This is a genomic window from Streptosporangium roseum DSM 43021 (genome assembly GCF_000024865.1).
Classification (GTDB): Bacteria; Actinomycetota; Actinomycetes; order Streptosporangiales; family Streptosporangiaceae; genus Streptosporangium; species Streptosporangium roseum.
On sequence record NC_013595.1, the window covers coordinates 5500577 to 5517579 of the forward strand.

At 69.8% G+C, this 17003-nt stretch carries 16 protein-coding genes and 1 pseudogene; 6 read left to right on the forward strand and 11 right to left on the reverse strand.

Translation table 11 applies throughout. The annotated features are described in order from the left end of the window. Positions 1 to 5: 5 nt before the first annotated feature. From SROS_RS24070 to SROS_RS24075, 3 genes are all read right to left on the reverse strand, one after another. Complete coding sequence (locus SROS_RS24070) at positions 6 to 602, reverse strand: copper resistance CopC family protein (protein WP_012891517.1); 597 nt, start codon at positions 600 to 602, stop codon at positions 6 to 8. Between the two features lie 58 nt (positions 603 to 660). After that, on the reverse strand, positions 661 to 807 hold the full coding sequence (locus SROS_RS51155) for a hypothetical protein (protein WP_012891518.1): 147 nt from the start codon (positions 805 to 807) through the stop codon (positions 661 to 663). A gap of 114 nt (positions 808 to 921) precedes the next feature. Beyond that, positions 922 to 1833 carry a cation diffusion facilitator family transporter gene (locus SROS_RS24075; RefSeq protein WP_012891519.1) on the reverse strand — a complete coding sequence of 304 codons (912 nt, stop codon included), beginning with the start codon at positions 1831 to 1833 and terminating at the stop codon, positions 922 to 924. A 196-nt stretch (positions 1834 to 2029) separates the two neighbouring features. On the opposite strand from SROS_RS24075, the gene SROS_RS24080 reads away from it, so the two are divergent. The 3 genes from SROS_RS24080 to SROS_RS24090 are packed head-to-tail and all read left to right on the forward strand — an operon-like array spanning position 2030 to position 3440. Continuing rightward, positions 2030 to 2365, forward strand: coding sequence for an ArsR/SmtB family transcription factor (locus SROS_RS24080; RefSeq protein ID WP_012891520.1), 336 nt, complete (start codon positions 2030 to 2032; stop codon positions 2363 to 2365). After that, positions 2365 to 3096 (forward strand): cation efflux transmembrane domain-containing protein, encoded by a 732-nt coding sequence (locus SROS_RS24085; RefSeq protein WP_012891521.1) that lies wholly within the window; start codon positions 2365 to 2367, stop codon positions 3094 to 3096. The genes SROS_RS24080 and SROS_RS24085 overlap by 1 nt, the downstream gene beginning before the upstream one ends. Next, a complete protein-coding gene (locus SROS_RS24090; protein WP_012891522.1) occupies positions 3093 to 3440 on the forward strand; it encodes a DUF3703 domain-containing protein in 348 nt (115 codons plus the stop codon). The genes SROS_RS24085 and SROS_RS24090 overlap by 4 nt, the downstream gene beginning before the upstream one ends. Positions 3441 to 3669: 229 nt before the next feature. On the opposite strand, the gene SROS_RS24100 is transcribed toward SROS_RS24090, so the two are convergent. The 5 genes from SROS_RS24100 to SROS_RS24120 all read right to left on the reverse strand — a co-directional run bounded on the left by SROS_RS24100 (position 3670) and on the right by SROS_RS24120 (position 9479). Next, positions 3670 to 4485 carry a carbohydrate ABC transporter permease gene (locus SROS_RS24100; RefSeq protein WP_012891524.1) on the reverse strand — a complete coding sequence of 272 codons (816 nt, stop codon included), beginning with the start codon at positions 4483 to 4485 and terminating at the stop codon, positions 3670 to 3672. Beyond that, entirely contained in the window at positions 4478 to 5356 is an 879-nt protein-coding gene (locus SROS_RS24105) for a carbohydrate ABC transporter permease (RefSeq protein WP_012891525.1), read from the reverse strand. The genes SROS_RS24100 and SROS_RS24105 overlap by 8 nt, the downstream gene beginning before the upstream one ends. Positions 5357 to 5359: 3 nt before the next feature. After that, complete coding sequence (locus SROS_RS24110) at positions 5360 to 6559, reverse strand: ABC transporter substrate-binding protein (protein ID WP_043656549.1); 1200 nt, start codon at positions 6557 to 6559, stop codon at positions 5360 to 5362. Between the two features lie 74 nt (positions 6560 to 6633). Then, on the reverse strand, positions 6634 to 8238 hold the full coding sequence (locus tag SROS_RS24115) for a beta-N-acetylhexosaminidase (RefSeq protein ID WP_012891527.1): 1605 nt from the start codon (positions 8236 to 8238) through the stop codon (positions 6634 to 6636). Next, a complete protein-coding gene (locus tag SROS_RS24120) occupies positions 8235 to 9479 on the reverse strand; it encodes a Gfo/Idh/MocA family protein (RefSeq protein ID WP_012891528.1) in 1245 nt (414 codons plus the stop codon). The genes SROS_RS24115 and SROS_RS24120 overlap by 4 nt, the downstream gene beginning before the upstream one ends. Before the next feature lie 134 nt (positions 9480 to 9613). Between SROS_RS24120 and SROS_RS24125 the strand changes: the two genes are divergently transcribed. Then, complete coding sequence (locus tag SROS_RS24125; RefSeq protein WP_012891529.1) at positions 9614 to 10780, forward strand: ROK family protein; 1167 nt, start codon at positions 9614 to 9616, stop codon at positions 10778 to 10780. A gap of 60 nt (positions 10781 to 10840) precedes the next feature. Here SROS_RS24125 and SROS_RS24130 read toward each other — a convergent pair whose 3' ends face one another. Then, complete coding sequence (locus SROS_RS24130) at positions 10841 to 12634, reverse strand: discoidin domain-containing protein (RefSeq protein WP_012891530.1); 1794 nt, start codon at positions 12632 to 12634, stop codon at positions 10841 to 10843. 1011 nt (positions 12635 to 13645) lie between these two features. On the opposite strand from SROS_RS24130, the gene SROS_RS24135 reads away from it, so the two are divergent. Both SROS_RS24135 and SROS_RS54505 read left to right on the forward strand, forming a co-directional pair. After that, positions 13646 to 14548, forward strand: coding sequence for an endo-beta-N-acetylglucosaminidase H (locus tag SROS_RS24135; protein WP_012891531.1), 903 nt, complete (start codon positions 13646 to 13648; stop codon positions 14546 to 14548). Positions 14549 to 14693: 145 nt separating this feature from the next. Then, a pseudogene (locus SROS_RS54505) lies at positions 14694 to 14807 on the forward strand (transposase domain-containing protein); the annotation flags it as partial. A gap of 57 nt (positions 14808 to 14864) precedes the next feature. Here SROS_RS54505 and manA read toward each other — a convergent pair. Beyond that, positions 14865 to 16055 carry a mannose-6-phosphate isomerase, class I gene (gene manA, locus SROS_RS24140; protein WP_012891532.1) on the reverse strand — a complete coding sequence of 397 codons (1191 nt, stop codon included), beginning with the start codon at positions 16053 to 16055 and terminating at the stop codon, positions 14865 to 14867. Next, the gene (locus SROS_RS53160; protein ID WP_012891533.1) at positions 16052 to 16993 is read right to left on the reverse strand and encodes an ROK family protein; all 942 of its coding nucleotides are present in this window, start codon (positions 16991 to 16993) and stop codon (positions 16052 to 16054) included. Before SROS_RS53160 ends, manA begins: the two co-directional genes overlap by 4 nt. Between the last annotated feature and the right edge of the window lie 10 nt (positions 16994 to 17003).

Here is a 17003-nt window from a genome sequence, read left to right on the forward strand (position 1 = left end):
ACCGATCAACCGCCGGAACGTCGGCGGCGGCCGGCCACGATGACGCCGGCCCCGGCGATGACGACTCCGAGTCCGATGACGAGATAGGTGAGCAGAGGCGATCCACTGCTCACCGGAGCGCCGTCCTCGTTCGCCTGCGGAGTCGACGTCGGCGCAACCGCCTGGGCACTCGGCGTCTGCGGACTCGGTGCCGGTGTCTCCGGCTCTTCGGCAGAGGCCGGGCTCGGAGCCGGGGTGGGCGTGGACGAGGGGATCACCGTGAAAGAGATCTCGCCGGTGCGGGGATGGCCGTCGGAGGAGAGCACCCGGTAGCCGATCGTGTACTTGCCGGGCGGCAACGTGCCGGAGAGTCGCTGAACGACCTTCTTGCCCCGGAAGCCGGCCTCGCCTGATTGGAACTGTTCCTCCGCGGCGTTCAGCACGACGACCTTGGGGAACTTCACGGCGTTGCTGAACTCCAGGACGACTTCACTGAGATCGGAGACCTTGGCGTCCTTCGCCGGATTGCTCGACTTCAGAATGTCGTGCGCCTGAGCTGCCGTCATGGGCCATGTGGCCGCCACGGCTGCGAGGAGCAGGATCGCTACCCTGCGGAGGAACATGGAGCTGACTCTCTTCCGTCGTCGGGCAGCCGCGGCGCTCCGAGCGGGCGTGTGATCTTTACTTGCGCGACGCATCGCGCTCGATCCGTTCGGCGCCTTCGGAGGCCTTGGCCCGCGACTCACTCCGCAGGAGCCAGACGATTCCTGCCACGAATGCGCCTCCGACCACCAGGGGCGGAAGGAGCGCGGACACGATTTCCAACATGGGGCTACCTCGCAGGCGGCGCGGACACTTCCGAACTTCTACATTATGTCGAATGAAAACCGAGAAAGAGGAGCGAGGCGTCGCCGGAGCGGGTTGGGGCGAGGGTTCGGCGGCTCACCAGTCCAGTTCGTCGCAGCCGTGGTGATCGGCCGGTTCCACCTGCAGCGTGGCGTGCGCCACCCCGTGACGCCGGCGCAGCAGATCCCGGGCCTGGTCCAGAACGGGATGGTTGTCGCGCTGGTCGCCGGTGACCAGGTGGGCGGTGGCCACGTTCATGCCGGAGGTCAGCGTCCACAGGTGCAGGTCGTGCACGTCACGCACGCCGTCGATGGCAGCCAGGTCCGCCGCGACCGCGGCCGGGTCCACGCCCTCGGGCACGTGCTGGCCCAGCACGGCCAGCACCTGGCGGCCGAGCGCGATGGCGCGCACGGCGACGAAGACGCCTATCGCCAAGGCCACGAGGGTGTCCCAGTAGGGCTGGCCGGTGGCAGCCACCAGCCAGCCGGCCGCGATGACGCCTACCGACCCGGCGGTGTCGGCGACCACTTCGAGGTAGGCGCCTTTGACATTGAGGCTCTCGGCCGCGCCGGAGCGCAGCAGCAGCAAGGCGACGAGGTTGACGGCCAGGCCGATGGCACCCACGACCAGCATGGGGCCGGAGGAGACAGCGGCCGTGCCGCCGATGCGGCCGATCGCCTCGATCACCACGTACAGCGCGACGCCGAGCATCATCACCACCGCCAGCAGCGAGGCGAACACCTCGGCCCGATAGGAGCCGTAGCTGCGCCGCCCGCTGGCATCGGGCCAGGTGGCGATGCGGGTGGCCACCAGCGCCGCGCCCAGGGTGACCACATCGGCGGCCATGTGCCCGGCATCGGACAGCAGCGCCAGCGACCCCGACACCAGCCCGTAGACCAGCTCGACCACGAAGTAAGCACCGATCAGGGCGAAGGAGACGGCCAGCCGCCACCGATGACGGCCCCCCGCATGCCCCTGCCCGTGTCCATGCCCGTGCCCGGCGCTCATCGAAGGGCCTCGCCGTCGGGCGTGCGGCCGGTCATGTGCCCCAGACGTACGGACAGGCGTGCGGACACCGGCCCCGTCCAGGCGGCACGGCCGGCAACCTCGATATCTGAATACCTGTTCATATGTTGCAAGATAGCGACTCCATCGGCGAGTGTCCATAACTTCCTGAATTCAGGCTTTCGTGTATTCTGTTGGCATGTTGACGATCGCCCCCGAGATCGAGGTGCTGGCCCGTTTCGGCCGGGCGCTGGCCGATCCGATCCGCTGCCGCATCCTGCTCGCGCTGCGCGAGGCCCCGGCTCACCCCGCCGACCTGGCCGAGCTGCTGGGCATATCCCGCACCCGGCTGTCCAACCATCTGGCCTGCCTGCGCGACTGCGGCCTGGTGGTCGCCGTGCCGGTCGGCCGCCGCACCCGCTATGAGCTGGCCGACCCCAGGCTCGGGCATGCGCTGGACGACCTGCGCACCGCAGTGGTCGCCGTCGCCGCCGACAGCACCTGCCCGGACGCGGCCGACAAGAACTGCTGCTGATGGCCGCCATCGCGCTGGGCCCCAGCCCGGCTCGTCGCGCCACACTCATCAGGCGCGTTCGGCTGCTGGTGGCCGCGACCATCACCTACAACCTCATCGAGGCGGTCGTGGCGATCACCGCCGGGACCCTCGCCTCCTCCGCCGCCCTGGTCGGGTTCGGCCTGGACTCCGTCGTCGAGGTCGCATCCGCCGCCGCGGTCGCCTGGCAGTTCAGCGCGGCCGACCACGAGCGGCGGGAGAAGAGCGCGCTGCGCGTCATCGCCGTCTCGTTCTTCGCGCTGGCCGCCTACGTCACCCTCGACGCGGTGCGCGCCCTGCTCGGCGCCGGCGAGGCCGAGCACTCCACCGCCGGCCTGGCCCTGGCCGCCTTGTCGCTGCTGGTCATGCCGTTCCTGTCGGCCGCGCAGCGGCGCGCCGGCCGCGAGCTCGGCTCCGCCTCGGCCGTGGCCGATTCCAAGCAGACCCTGCTGTGCACCTACCTGTCGGCGGTGCTGCTGGTGGGCCTGGCGCTCAACAGCCTGTTCGGCTGGTCCTGGGCCGACCCGATCGCCGCGCTCGTGATCGCCGGTGTGGCGGTCAAGGAGGGCCGCGCGGCCTGGCGCGGGGACGGCTGCTGCGCCCCGAACCCCCTCGCCTCCGGCATCTCCGCCACGCCTGCCTCCGCGACCGCGTCGGATTCGGCCGGATGCGCCGATGACTGCTGCCGAAACGACCGAAAGGACGCCGGATGATCGGCCGCCGGATGCCCGCCCGCGCGCGGGCCGCCTACGACAGCGAGATGAACGCCGCCCGCACCACCGCCGACGCCGAGGCCCGCTGGCGGCACCTGGAGCGGGCGCACATCATCTCCCAGCCCTGGCCCTGGCCGCACACCCGCAACCACATCGCCATGTTCGCCCTGGCCATCGCCCAGCGCGACCGGCGGGAAGCCTTCGGGCAGATCATCCGGATCATCGTGGCCGCGCCCGGCTCCGCGCTGGGCCGCTACCCCGAGGGCAACACCGGCCGCGCCACCGTCCCGCTGACCCGGCCGCAGCCGGTGCCCGAAGACCTGGCCGCCCTGCTGGCAGGTTGAACCGTCCCCGCCCCGCCGGCAGCGCCGGCCGTACTGTCCCGGCGGGTCGGTGACACGGCTGAGGGGTGGTTGGCCTCCCAGCGCGGCGTGTCCTCCTGCCACGAATCCTGGCCGGCGGTGTACGCGCTGTTCCGGCGGTTGCAACGGGATGGGTCCTGGCAGCGGATCTTGACCGCGTTGCGGGCGGTCGCGGACGCGGCCGGGCGCATCGGCTGAGAAAGCTGCCGGATCACCCCTTCGAGCCGGTGAAGGCGATGCCGGCGATGAGCTGACGTTGCATGACGACAAAGAGAACGATCACGGGCAGCGAGGCCACGACCGACCCGGCGAACAGGATCGGGAAGTTGGTCAGGAACTGGCCGCGCAGCGAGGCGAGGCCGGCCGACAGCGTCATCATCTCCGGGTCGGTATTGACCACCAGCGGCCAGAGCAGGCTGCTCCACGACCACATGACGGTCAGCAGGCCGAGCGCCAGCAGGCCGGGTCTGACCAACGGGAGCAGGATGTGCCAGTAGATCTGCAGCGGGCTGGCCCCGTCGATCGAGGCCGCCTCGTCCAGCTCCTTGGGCAACGACAGGAAGAACTGCCGGAGCATGAAGGTGCCGAACGCGCCGAACACGCCCGGCGCTATCAGCGCCTGCAGCGAGTTCAGCCAACCGAGCCCCTGCATGATCTCGTACCGCGGAATGAGGAACAGCTCTCCGGGCACCATCAGCACGGCCAGGAAGAGCAGGAACAAGGCACCCCTGCCGGGAAAGCGCAGCCGCGCGAAGGCGAACGCGGCCAGCGAGCACAGCAGCAACTGTCCGGCGGTCACGGCGGCGGAGACCACGACCGTGTTGAGGAACTGCCTGGCCAGCGGCACCGACCGGAACACGTCGGCGAAGTTCGACCACTGCCAGGAGGGCGTGAACTTCGGCGGCACCCGCAGCGAGTCCGGCAGCGTCTGCAGCGAGACCACGAGCTGCCACGCGAACGGTGCGAGCATCACCAGCGCGCCGGCGGCCAGGAACACATGCGCCGGCCAGGTCCTGGGCTTACTCATAATGCACCCACTTCTTCTGCAGCCTGAACTGGATCGCGGTCAGCACCAGGATCAGCCCGAGCAGGATGACGGCGATCGCCGCGGCGAGCCCGCGCCGGTTCTGCACGAAGCCCGTCTCGTAGAAGAGGTAGACGATCGTGCGGCTGCCCTCCAGGGCCGGGCTCTTCAGGTCGATCATGAGATAGACGAGGTCGAAGACCTGCAGCGCGTTGATCATCGTGATGACCACGACGAAGAACGTGGTGGGCGTGAGCAACGGCAGCGTGATGCGGAAGAACTGCCGTAACCGCCCGGCTCCGTCGATCTCGGCGGCCTCGTAGTAGTGACGCGGAATGCCTTGCAGCCCGGCCAGGAACAACACCGCGTTGTAGCCGATCGAGCTCCAGATCCCGACGCCCGCGATGGCGTAGATCGCGAAGTCGGGGTCGCCGAGCCAGTACGGCCCGTCGATCCCCAGCGTGCCCAGGACGTGGTTGATCGCCCCGAAGTCGCCGTTGAACAGGTATCTCCAGGTCAGGCCCACCGCGGCGGGCATTGTGACCACGGGCAGGAAGTAGAGGGTCCGGTAAAGGCTCAGCCCGCGCAGCCCCGGCACGTTCAGCAGCGCCGCGACGACGATGGACAGCGGCACGCCGGCCAGCACCAGCACCGAGTAGAGCAGGGTGTTGCCGAGCGCGCCGTACATCTCCTCGTCGGTGAACAGGTCGGCGAAGTTGGCCGTCCCCACCCAGGTGTAGCCGCCGAAGACGCCCGACTCGGTCATGCTGAGATACAGGGTCTGGGCGATGGGCCACAGGTAGAAGACGGCCAGGCCCAGCGCCATCGGGGCGATGAGGAGGTACCCCCACGCCCACTCGCGCTTGGAGTGCATCGGTTACTCCTTGGCCAGGATCTCGTTCATCTGCGTCGCGATCTCCTTGGCGACGTCGGCCACCGGCCGCTTGCCTGCCCAGGCCTCGGCGAGCAGCTTGTTCTGCACGTCCTGCCACTGCGCGGTGTTCAGTGACACCGGGTACGGCACGCCGTACGGCATCGAAGCGTCGTAGGTCTCCTTCAGGTGGAAGGAGGGGAAGGCCTTGAACCAGCCCTCCTGCGTGCCGTCGCGGAGCGAGAGGGCGCCGCCGCCGCTGTCGCTGAGGATCCTCTGGGCCTGCTCGGAGGCGACGAACTCGGCGAAGGCCGCCGACTCCTTCGGATGCTCGCTCTTGGCCGAGACGGCGTTGGCCAGGCCGAGCAGGATGACGGCTTCCTTGCCAGGGCCCTTGGGCAGCGGGGCCACGTCGATCCGCTCGCGGATCTCGGGGTTGGCCCAGAAGGTGGGGGCGAACCAGACGCCGCCGTACAGCATGCCGTACTTGCCAGACTGGAAGAGCGTGATGGGGTCGGTGTCGGTGTATACCTCCGCCACGGGGCCGACCTTGTCCTTGATCATGCCGGTCCAGTACTCCAGGCCCTGGATCGAGGCGGGATCGTCGAAGCCGCTCTTCTTGCCGTCCTGCGACAGCACGTGGCCGCCCGCCTGGAGCATCGTGGGGTAGAAGGCGCCCTGGTCCCACATGTGGGCGAGGATGCCGAACTGCTTCTTGGACGGGTCGGTCAGCTTCTTGGCCGCAGCCTTGACGTCGTCCCAGGTCCAGTCGGCGGTGGGGTAGGCCACTCCGGCGGCGTCGAAGAGCTTCTTGTCGTACCAGAGCGCCGGGATGCTCACGTTGTGCGGCAGGCCGTACAGCTTGCCGTCGTAGCGGTACCCGTCGACGACCGCCGGGGGAAGGCCCTGGGCCTTCGACTCCTCGATCGGGGTGATGATTCCCCCCTTGGCGTACATGCGGACATTGAGGCTGTTCATCCAGAACACGTCGGGGGCGGCACCGCCGGACGCGGCCGTCTGGAGCTTGGTCCAGTACTGGTCCCACGGGGTGATCTCGAGCTTCACCGCGACATTGGGATTGGCCTGCTGGAAGGCCGCGATGATCTTCTCCGCGCTCGCCTGGTCGTTCTTGTCCCAGATGGCGTAGCTGATCGTGGCCTTTCCTGAGGCCTCCGGCTGGCTGGAGGAACTACAGCCGGCAGTCATGACGGCAAGGCCGGCGAGGCAGGCAAGGGGTAGGCGGAAACGCACGTTTGGCTCCAAGGGGGGTCGGGGGGTGTTCAGGGCCGCAGGCTGGAGGTCCAGCCGGCGAGCACGCGGTCGATCTCGGCCCTGGTCCGGGGATGGCCGGGAGCATCAGGGCGTTGCTGCCAGGGGTGCGGACCGGCGGCCGGACGATATTCCACACCCAGGGCGTCGAGCCGCTTTTCGTGTACGGCGAGCCGTACGAGAAAGTCCTCGAAGTCGCGCTCGTCGCTCCACATCGCCTCGGCGAAGGCGGCCAGTCGCGGGAAGGCCATGTAGTCGAGGAGCCGGGGCGAGTCGATGTGCTCGGTCCACAGCGCCGCTTGCGCGCCGAGGATCCTGCTCCGCTCCTCCCCGGTGAGGCCAGGGGAAACCGGATCGAAGGCGTGGACAGCGCGCAGGGAGGTCACGCTGCCGATCGGCACCGGCTCCTGATCGCCCTCCGCCTGGCGGAAATCCAGGTACGTCTCGGCGAACGGGGAGACGACAACGTCGTGGCCGGCTCGCGCGGCCATCGCCGCGCACCTGTCGCCGCGCCAGGCGGCGACGGTGACGCCCAGCGGCAGGCCACCCTCCAGGAGTTCGTCCCAGCCGAGCGGCTTGCGCCCGCGCGCCAGCAGGTAGTCGGTGAAGTGCCGCATGAGCCAGCTCTGCAGCTCATCGGCGTCGCGCAGGCCGAGGTCACGGATGCGCTCCTTGGCGGGAACGCTCTCGTTCCACTGTGTCTTGGGGGTCTCGTCGCCGCCGACGCAGACGTACTCGCCGGGGAAGAGTTCGAGGACCTCGTCGAGGACGTCGGTGAAGAAGGCGATCGTGTCGTCGGAGACGTTGAGCACGTTCTCGCCGACGCCCCACTCGGTGCGCACCTCCAGGGGGACGTCGAGGTTGCCGAGCTCGGGGTAGGCGGCGATGGCAGCCTGAGTGTGGCCGGGAAGGTCGATCTCCGGGACGATCGTGACGGAGCGGTCGGCGGCGTAGGAGACGATCTCCCTGATGTCGTCCTGGCTGTAGAAGCCGCCGTGCGGGCGCCCGTCGAACAGGCGATGCTGCTTGGCTCCCAGCGGGGACTCGCGCCGCCAGGCGCCGATCTCCGTGAGCTTCGGGTACTTCCTGATCTCCAACCGCCAGCCCTGATCGTCCGTCAGGTGCAGATGGAGGACGTTGAGCTTGTGCGCGGCCAGCAGGTCGATGTATCTCAGCAGGTCGTTCTTGGGCAGGAAGTGCCGCGCGACGTCGATGAGGCAGCCGCGCCAGCCGTACTTGGGGGCGTCGGCGATCTCGATCGCGGGGATGCTCCAGGTTCTGTCTCCGGTACGGCCGGTGCGGAAGGCGGCCGGGTCGAGCAGCTGGCGAAGAGTCTGCGCCCCGTAGAAGGCACCGGCCTGGGCCGAGGCCTCGATCAGCACGGACTCCGTCGTGACGGTGAGCCGATATTCCTCGGGCCCGAGGCCCACGGCGTGGCGGATCTCGACCCCGCCGGGGCCTTCGAGCAGCGGTAGACCCGTAGCCGGGGTGAGGGCCTGGCGGAGCCACGTCGCGGCGCCGGCCAGCACCGGGTCGGCGGTCAACGGCGTCGCGGCGGTGAAGGTGAACCGCCCTTCTCCGAGTGTGCAGCGGGAAGGCGCCGGGATCGGGATCACAGTGCCTGCACCGTCCGGGTCTCGCGGGCGCGTTCGGCGCCCCAGACGACGAGGTGCCCGAGCAGGGCTTCGGCGGGGTCGGCGCCGAGCGGGGCCGGGTCTCCGGCGGCCACGGCGTCGATGAACGCCCTGATCAGGCCCGCGTCGCCACCGCCATGGCCATCGGCCAGCGATGCGCCGGCGTTCGTCCCGGTGTCGAGCGTTTCCTCGGCACCGGTCACGAAGTCGACGATCCTGATGTGGCGCCCGTCTCCCTCGGCGAAGCCGTACGTGCCGAAGACGCGGGTCTTGCGGTGCTCCAGCGGCGTGAACGCCGTCATCGTGAAGGACGCGGTCGCGCCCCCCGCGAATTCCAACGTGACGACCTGCTGATCCACCACGTCGTTGTCGCAGTCGTAGACGCAGCGGCCGTAGGGGCCGGTCTCCAGCGCGTGCGTGACGCCTGCCACGGTTGCGTCGGAGGTGACGGCGCCGAGCGGCCAGAACTCCCGGTCCGGATCACCGAGGCAGCCCAGGTAGAGGCGTGGGGCCGAGTAGGGGCAGGTCGGCTCGACCGGGCAGCTCACGCAACGCGTGCTTGCGCCCTCCGGCCGATTCTCCGGCCGGAAGTGGGTCAGCGAGCCGAAGGACGACACGGCGACCGGCTTCTCGCCGACGAGGTGGAGCAGCCAGTCGATGTCGTGACAGGACTTGGTCAGCAGCATCGGCCCTGATTCGGCCGCATTGCGCCAGGCGCCCCGCACGAAGGAATGGGCCATGTGCCACCAGCCCACCGGCTCCAGGTGCTGGACGCTGGAGATCGAGCCCAGCCTGCCGCTGCCCAGGAGCTCCTTGAACGCCTTGGTGTAGGCGGTGTAGCGGAGCACGTGGCAGATCGCGAAGACGACGCCGCTGCGCTCGACCGCCTCGACGATACGGCGGGCCTCCACTTCGGTGGGGGCCAGCGGTTTCTCCAGCAGGATGGCATAGCCCAGCTCGGCGAAGGCAACCGCCGGCTCGACGTGCAACCGGTCCTGGGTCGCGATGACCACGGCATCAGCCAGCTTCGGCACCGCGGCCAGGTCGGCCCATCCCGTGAAGCAGGCCTGCTCCGGCAGGTCGTGCTCGGCGGCCAGCGCGGCCCGCCTCGCCGGGTCCGGGTCGGCCACGGCCACGATCCGCGCCCGGCCGTCGGCAGCCGCCGCCCTGGCGTAGATCTGGCCGCGCGCTCCCGCCCCGACGACGGCTATGGTCACTGTCATTCACAGACCCCCTTTATTACAGGCTCCATAGATATTCATAGATACGGTCTTGCCGTCAAGACCTCCTGTGCCGGATGATCAAGCTGGACGAGGGCGACATAATTCAGAGACCGTTGATAGTGAGGAGCAAACCCGTGCAGGTCAGTGGTGGGGACCTTCAGTGGCTGCGTCAGCAGAACATTCTGAACAGTCTTCGCGCCCTGCGTGAGGCGTGCGCACCACTGACGCTCACCGAGCTGGTCACGCAGACCGGGCTGTCGCGAGCCTCCGTGGGCGACGTCGTCGCCGAGCTCCAGCAACGTGGCTGGATCGCCGAGGTCGAGCCCGCACCGGGCACTTTGGGCAGGCCCGCCAAGCGCTACCGTTTCCGCACCGACGCCGGGCATGTGCTGGGCATCGACGTGGGAGTCCACAAGGTCCTGGCCGTGGTCACCGACCTCGCGGGCCGGACCGTCTCCAGCGGCCGGGTCGCCGTCGACCGGCACACTGCCCGGCATGAGCGGCTGGAGGCCGCGTGGAGGGCCATCGACGCCGCGCTCGTCGCCTCCGGCCTGGCAGCCTCCGACCTGTGGGGCGCCACCGCGGGGAGCACCGGCGTCGTCAACCGGGAAGGGCTGGTCACCCGGGTCGACGACCTCCCCGACTGGCCCGGAGTCGACCTCGCCGGCCATCTCGGGCAGCGGCTGCCCTGCCCGATCACCATCGAGAACGACAGCAAGCTCGCCGCCCTCGCCGAGCAGCGGCTCGGCGTCGCGGCAGGCGTTCGAGACCTCGTCTACCTGCACGTCGGCCGCCGACCCGGCGCTGCGATCATCCTCAACGGCCAGCTTCACCACGGGTTCAGCGGGGCCACCGGCGAGGTCGGCCTCATGGAGATCACCGGATGGCGCACCATGGCCGGCCGCCTGGAGAGCTGTCCCGCGGCCGCAGGCGCATCGCCCCAGGAGGCCGCGCGATTCGTCTTCGACGCGGCCCGCGCCGGAGACCCCGAAGCCCGCGCTGCCGTCGATGTCTACGCTCGCCACCTCGCCCTCGGCACCGCCGCCATGGTGCTGACGCTGGATCCTGAGCTGGTCGTCCTGGGCGGTGGCTTCTCCCGCTCGGCCGACGTCCTGCTTCCCGCTCTCAACCGGGCCCTCGAACCCCACTGCCTGCGCCTTCCCGACATCCGCCCCTCGACGCTCGGCGAGGAATGCGTCGCCTTGGGCGGAGCCTGCCTGGCGCTGGACCATGTGGACGAGTGGCTCTTCTCGCTGGAAGGGACCAGCTCCAGCCCCGCCGCCCCTCGGCGTCTCCCCTGACGCCTCAGCTCTCGAAGGGTCGGCCGAGCAGGATTCACCTTGCTCGGCCGACCCTCGTTGTCAGGCTTTCTCGTAGGGGATGATCTCTGCGAGGGCGGAGGCGCCGCCGATGCCGTAGTCGGAGCGCAGCCTGATGTATCGGGCCGAGATGCCCTGGAGGCTGACGTCGTTGGGCGCGGTCATGCGGGGCCACTCGACGGCCGTGACGTCCCTGAACGTAATGCCGTCGTCGCTGACCTGCACCATCCCCTTGAGGATGGTGCCGTTCATGTTCGTGCGCAGCTTGGGCTGGAACCGTACGGCCGACAGTTCCCTGACCCGGCCGAGGTCGACGGTGATGGTGTGCGGCTGCGGCGGGACCACGGGGTAGTCGGAGTGGAAGTCGGTGGTGAGCTTGCCGTCGATGGCGTTGCGCGGGTCGCCGACGCCGGGCTTGAAGGTGCTGGCGGCGGCTTTGAGCTCGGCGGGCGGGATACGGCGCCCGACGGGCTCCGTCGGCCAGATGTGGCGTCCCTTACCGGGCTCTTCGGTCACGGGTTCCCGGTCGGGCCCGGTGCCCTTGCCGCGGACCAGGATGTCGGTGATGACGGAGCCGTGGTCGGAGTAGAAGGGGTACTGCGGGTCGAGCGGAGTCTGCTGGTGGCGGGGCAGGCGCCGGATGTCGGCACGGGAGCCCAGGATGCGGACGTCCTTGCCGCGGGCGAAGACGTAGTCGATGCGGCCGGGGATGGCGCCCATGCCGTGGAAGGGGCTCCATGTGCGGCCGGGGTACATGCCGGCGTCGGCGTTGGCGTAGCGGAAGGTGTCCATGAAGCCGGCGTCGGTGTAAAGCTTGGTGTACGGCCAGGGCAGGACCACGCCGCCGTGGCCGGGGGCATCGGCGAACTGCTCGCTCCAGTCCAGGTGCGACTGCGCGTTGAGGTCGCCGCCCATGAGCACCGGCGCGTCGTCGTCGCCGATGAAGGACGGGATCGCCTTCTCGAGGATGGCCTTGCCCATGGCGACCCGGCGGAGGTTGTCGCCCTCCAGGATCTGTTCGTCGGTCTTGGTGCGCGGGAGGCCGTGGGTGTTCTGCACCGCCGCGTCGTGGGTGTCGCCGTAGGCCCAGCCGTCGTGCCAGGTCCAAAGGCTGAAGGCGTGGACGTGCTTGCCGTTGGGCAGGCCCAGCCGGGCGCCGCCGATGTTGAAGGAGTCGATGTCGGCGTCGGCATAGCGCGGATACACCTTCTCGACCTTGAGCTTGGTGTACAGCCACAGGTTGTCGCCGTTGTGGCTGTAGTCCTCGGGCGTGGTGAGCTGCACGCCCGTGAAACGGTCGCCCTCGGCCCGCCCGGCGTTGAGCCCGTCAAGGATCTTCTGACCGGACCCGTACCCCTCGACCACGAAGAGGATGTCGGGGTTGACCTCGTTCATGTAGTCGATCATCTGGGTGAGGTTCTCGCCGGTGGTCTCCTTGCGGTCGAACGTGCCGCCGACGAAGAGGTTCCACGCCATCAGCCGGAGCGGTGTGCCCACGTGCTTCTCCGGCAACGAGGTCACGGAGACGTCGACCGTCACGTCCTTGTCGGGGAGCACGAACGGGCGGCTGCGTACCTGCCCTTCACGGCTGTAGAGGGTGTCTCGCGCCCATACCTGGTCGCCTCTCCTGACCGTGGTGACGAACTCTTCGACGCGGTGGGGTCGTGGTTTGCCGGTGGCGACCACAGTGCAGGTGCTGCCCTTGCCGTCGCCGTCGCAGTCCAGCCTGTAGCTCGGTTTGGCGCCGCGGTCGGCGGCGGCTGCGGTGGTGTTCGTGGCGGCGAGCAGTCCGGCCAGGGCCACGGCGACCGCGAGGGGAGGGGTCAAGAGGCGCATGGGCATTCCTTTGAGCGAGATTTCCGGGGGGATCGAGAGGTCGGTCTCAACGGCGGCGTGCGAGGAGTGCTGTCAGGTGAGGCGCCGCGGCGGTGCGGGGTGCGGGGTGCGAGTCAGGACCAGGGCAGCAGTGCCGAGTGCGCACTGGTGGACGGCACATGGTTGCTCATTATTGACAAACTCCAGAGGAAGTTGTTCCAAGTGCAGGCTCTCCTATCGGGATCATTCCGACATCAGTGTCGCGCCGCAAGGTCTTCATGGTGAATATTTATAGAGCCTGCAATAAAAGGTTGGGGTTCACAGCCGTCGGCGGCCCGGGCTCGCTGATCCTTTTGAACCGCGAACCAATCGGGATCTCCGAGCTGCCCGGTCGGCCCAGCCGGCGACGGTCAGCCTCGCAGGCATTGTTGATCTCGGGCCGCGCAGTGGCTGCTTCGGCGAACCTTGCCACGGGCTTCTCCGGCGAGCTCGGCAAACCAAGATCACTGCGACGCATGACGGGCAGAAGGCCGTCGCGGCCACAGCCGCGACCAGCGGCAGGCGAATTCCGGCCCTCGGCTCCGGCGGCCTGGACGTTCTGCTTCCGGCCCACTGCGTCGGCCTACCGGCCGCGCCCACTGCTTGGACGTCAGGCCCAGATCACAGGCTCCGGAGGGCCGGCCACACCCGCCCGGAACCCGTCAGCCGTCCGTCCTGGCCAGCCAATCCCGCTCGACATCGGAGCCCGAGTGACCGGGACGCTGGTGGTGCCGTGGTCAGGTGGCGAGGGCGGCCGCCCATCGGGCCGGGTCCAGCCGGCACCGAGGCCGAGATGAAGGTGGAAGTAAAGGTGGAGGTGGCCGGCCCGAGGTCGTCACCTTGCGCTGACGACACCTTGACAGTGAGCCCTGAACTATCGATGATCGATGAGCTATACCGGTTTATCTCCAGTACCCGCCTAAATCTTCGTCACATGGTGAGCTGGACTTAACCGCTATAGCAGACCGCCCCCCTGCGACGAGGAGTCGATCGATGAGTGCACCGCTGATGCGGAGAAGGACCCTGCTGGCTGCCGTGGCGGCGACCGCCGCCGGTGTTGCGTTGCCCACCGCGGCACACGCCAAGCGCCGCCCACGCGTGAAGACCGGACCGATCTCGGTCGTCTACGTCGAGGTCAACAGCGAGAGCATGACGAACGTTGCGAAGTACACGCTCGCCGAGGGCGGTGCGCAGGTATTCGACATCGCGGTCATCTTTGCGGCCAACATCAACTACAACGGCACGGACGCCTACCTGCACTTCAACGAGAACGTGCAGAACGTGCTCGACAACGTGGCGACCCAGGTCCGCCCGCTGCAGCAGAAGGGCATCAAGGTCCTGTTGTCCGTCCTCGGCAACCACCAGGGCGCCGGCTTCGCGAACTTCCCGTCTCAGCAGGCCGCTGACGCGTTCGCCCAGGAGCTGGCCGACGCGGTGACGACGTACGGCCTCGACGGCATCGACTTCGACGACGAGTACGCCGGGTACGGCAACAACGGCACCGGTCAGCCGAACGACTTCTCATTCGTCTACCTGGTCTCGGCTCTGCGCCAGAAGCTGCCGAACAAGCTCATCACGCTGTACGACATCGGCCCGGCCTCGGGCAGCCTGACCTACAACGGAGTGAGCATCGCCAACACCTTCGACTACGCCTGGAACCCGTACTACGGCACCTGGTCCGTGCCGAGCGGCCCGAGCTCCAAGTCCCGCCTCTCCCCGGCCGCCGTGTCGTTCACCGCGACCGGTTCGTCCACCGCCGCGAGGCTCGCCCAGCGCACGGTCAACGAGAGGTACGGCGTATTCCTCACCTACAACCTCACCGCGGCGAACACGGCCTCCTACATCTCGGCGTTCACCAACAAGCTCTACGGCAGCTCTGCCCTCTACAACCCCTAGACCCAACGCCGTTCAGTTAGGCGTGGGGGCTGTTGGTCAAGTCCTGTGAACAAGGCAGCGGAGCTGCTGTAGAAGAGGTCTGTCACTCCAAGACATCCTCACCACAGGAGCTCCGCCGCTGGAACAGACTGCCCTAACCAAGACGGTGCAGGTAGCGGCTGGGGCGTTCGCGCCGGGGCATATCGGGGAGCTGACCCGGATCGTTCCGTTCGAGATGGTCGATGAGGTGCTGGCGGAGACCGGGGCGGTGCAGCGCAGGGTCCGACTGGTAGACGCGCCGTTCCAGACTGACCTGGCGGAGCGGTCCAACCTCCGGTCAGGGGGGCGGGGCGGGGGTGGACTGGTAGAGGTCGCCGCGGCCGGTGAGGGGGAGGGTGGGAACGCCGGCGGGAACGAAGGCGGCGGTGCCGGCGGTGAGGGTCAGGGCGTTCTCACCCCGGCCGGCGGTGATGGCGCCGGACACGCAGAGGAGGATGCGGGGGCCGTCCGAGACCAGCTCGGCGCGCGGGGTCTCGAGGGTCAGGGTCGCGCGGGTCAGCTCGAACTCGCGGACCGGGGGCGACCAGCGGACGACGCCGGGGGCGACCGGCTCCGGGGACATGACCGGCGTCTGCAGGGGTTCGAAGCGGACGACCCGGAGAAGTTCGGGGACGTCCACGCGCTTGGGGGTGAGGCCGCCGCGCAGCACGTTGTCGCCGGATGCCATCACCTCGACCCCCACGCCGCGCAGGTACGCATGCGGGTTCCCGGCGGGCATCCAGATGGCCTGGCCGGGCGCGAGCCGTATGTGATTGAGCAGGAGGGAGACGATCACGCCCGCGTCGCCGGGGTAGTGGGCGGCCAGGCGGGCGGCGACCTCGTAGGCCGGGTCCACGTCGCCGAGCTTGGCGCACGCGGCCGCGACCTCGGCGACCAGGGCGGTGCGGGCCGCCGGGGAGAGGGTCAGGGCCGCGGTGAACGCCTCGCGCAGGCCCTCGGGGCCGCGCAGGAGGGCGGCGATGGGCCGCAGCACGGGGACGTCGATCCGGTCGAGCAGGTCCGCCGCCGCCTCGGGGGCGCGGAAGCCGCACAGCGCCTCGAAGTCCCCCGTGGCCACGAGCAGCTCGGGCTTGTGGTGGGGGTCTCGGTAGTTGCGCAGCTCCGGGGGCAGCCCCGCCGCCTCCTCGGCCGCGAAGGCCGCGCGCGCGTGCTCCGCGTCCGGGTGGGCCTGCAGCGACAGCGGCTCCTCGGCCGCCAGCAGCTTCATCAGGTACGGCAGGCGCGGCCCGAACTCGGCGGCGACGGCGGGCCCCAGGACCCCCCGGGGATCGGTGGCGACGATCTCGTCCAGTGGCCGGCCGCCGATCCGGGACGGGGCGCCGGGGTGTGTGCCCAGCCACAGCTCGGCCTCGGGTTCCGGGCTCGGCACGGAGCGGCCCTGGACTCCGGCGATCGCGCTGCGGGATCCCCAGGCGTACGTGCGCACGGTCCCGTCGAGCCGGTACGCTCCGGGCGGCAGGGCGCTCACGTCACCGCTCCCGCCGCCGGGACGGGCCGCCGGGTCAGCGCGGCGGCCCCGACCAGCCCGGCGTCGCCGCCGAGCGCGGACGGGCGGAGCCGTACGCGCCGCAGGAAGTCCAGCCCGGCCAGGCGCTCTAACCAGGTGCGCAGCGGGACGAACAGCGCGTCCCCGGACCGGGCGACGCCACCCCCGACCACGACGAGGTCGAGGTCCACGACGGCCGCGGTGGACAGCAGCGCCCCGGCCAGGGCGCGGGCGGCGCGGTCGAACGCGGCGGTGGCGACCGTCTGGCCCTCGCGGGCGTCGGCGGCCAGCACGACGGCGTCGGCCTCCGGCTCCCCGGCCCGCCACCCCTGGCCGCGCGCCCAGCGCACCATGCCCGGCCCGGAGGCGTACGTCTCGACACAGCCGCGCGAGCCGCACACGCACGGCTCGCCCTCGGGATCGACGATCATGTGGCCGACGTGCCCGGAGTTCCCGGAGGGCCCGAACCGGGGCGCGCCGTCCAGCACCAGGCCGCCGCCGACGCCCGTGGAGACGACCACGCCGAGCAGCGCGCGCGACCCGGCGCCGGCGCCGGCGAAGTGCTCGCCGAGCGCGAAGCAGTGCCCGTCCCCGGCCAGCACCACGGGCCGGCCGAGTGACTCGGCGAGCCGGTCCACGAGCGCGAACGCGCGCCAGGCGGGGATGTTGACCGGGCTCACGGTGCCGGCGCGCGGGTCCAGCGGACCGGCCGAGCCGACGCCGAGCGGTGCGTTCCGCGCGATGTCACCGGCGGTGGCCACGACGCGCGCGGCGAGCCGCTCCACTGTCCGGAACATCTCCTCGGGGTCGTCGGTACGCGGCGTGGGATGGGTCCAGCGGTGCGAGACGACGCCGCGGGGATCGACGAGCGCGGCGGCGATCTTGGTGCCGCCGATGTCGACGGCCAAGGCATGGGTCACGGGGGGCTCC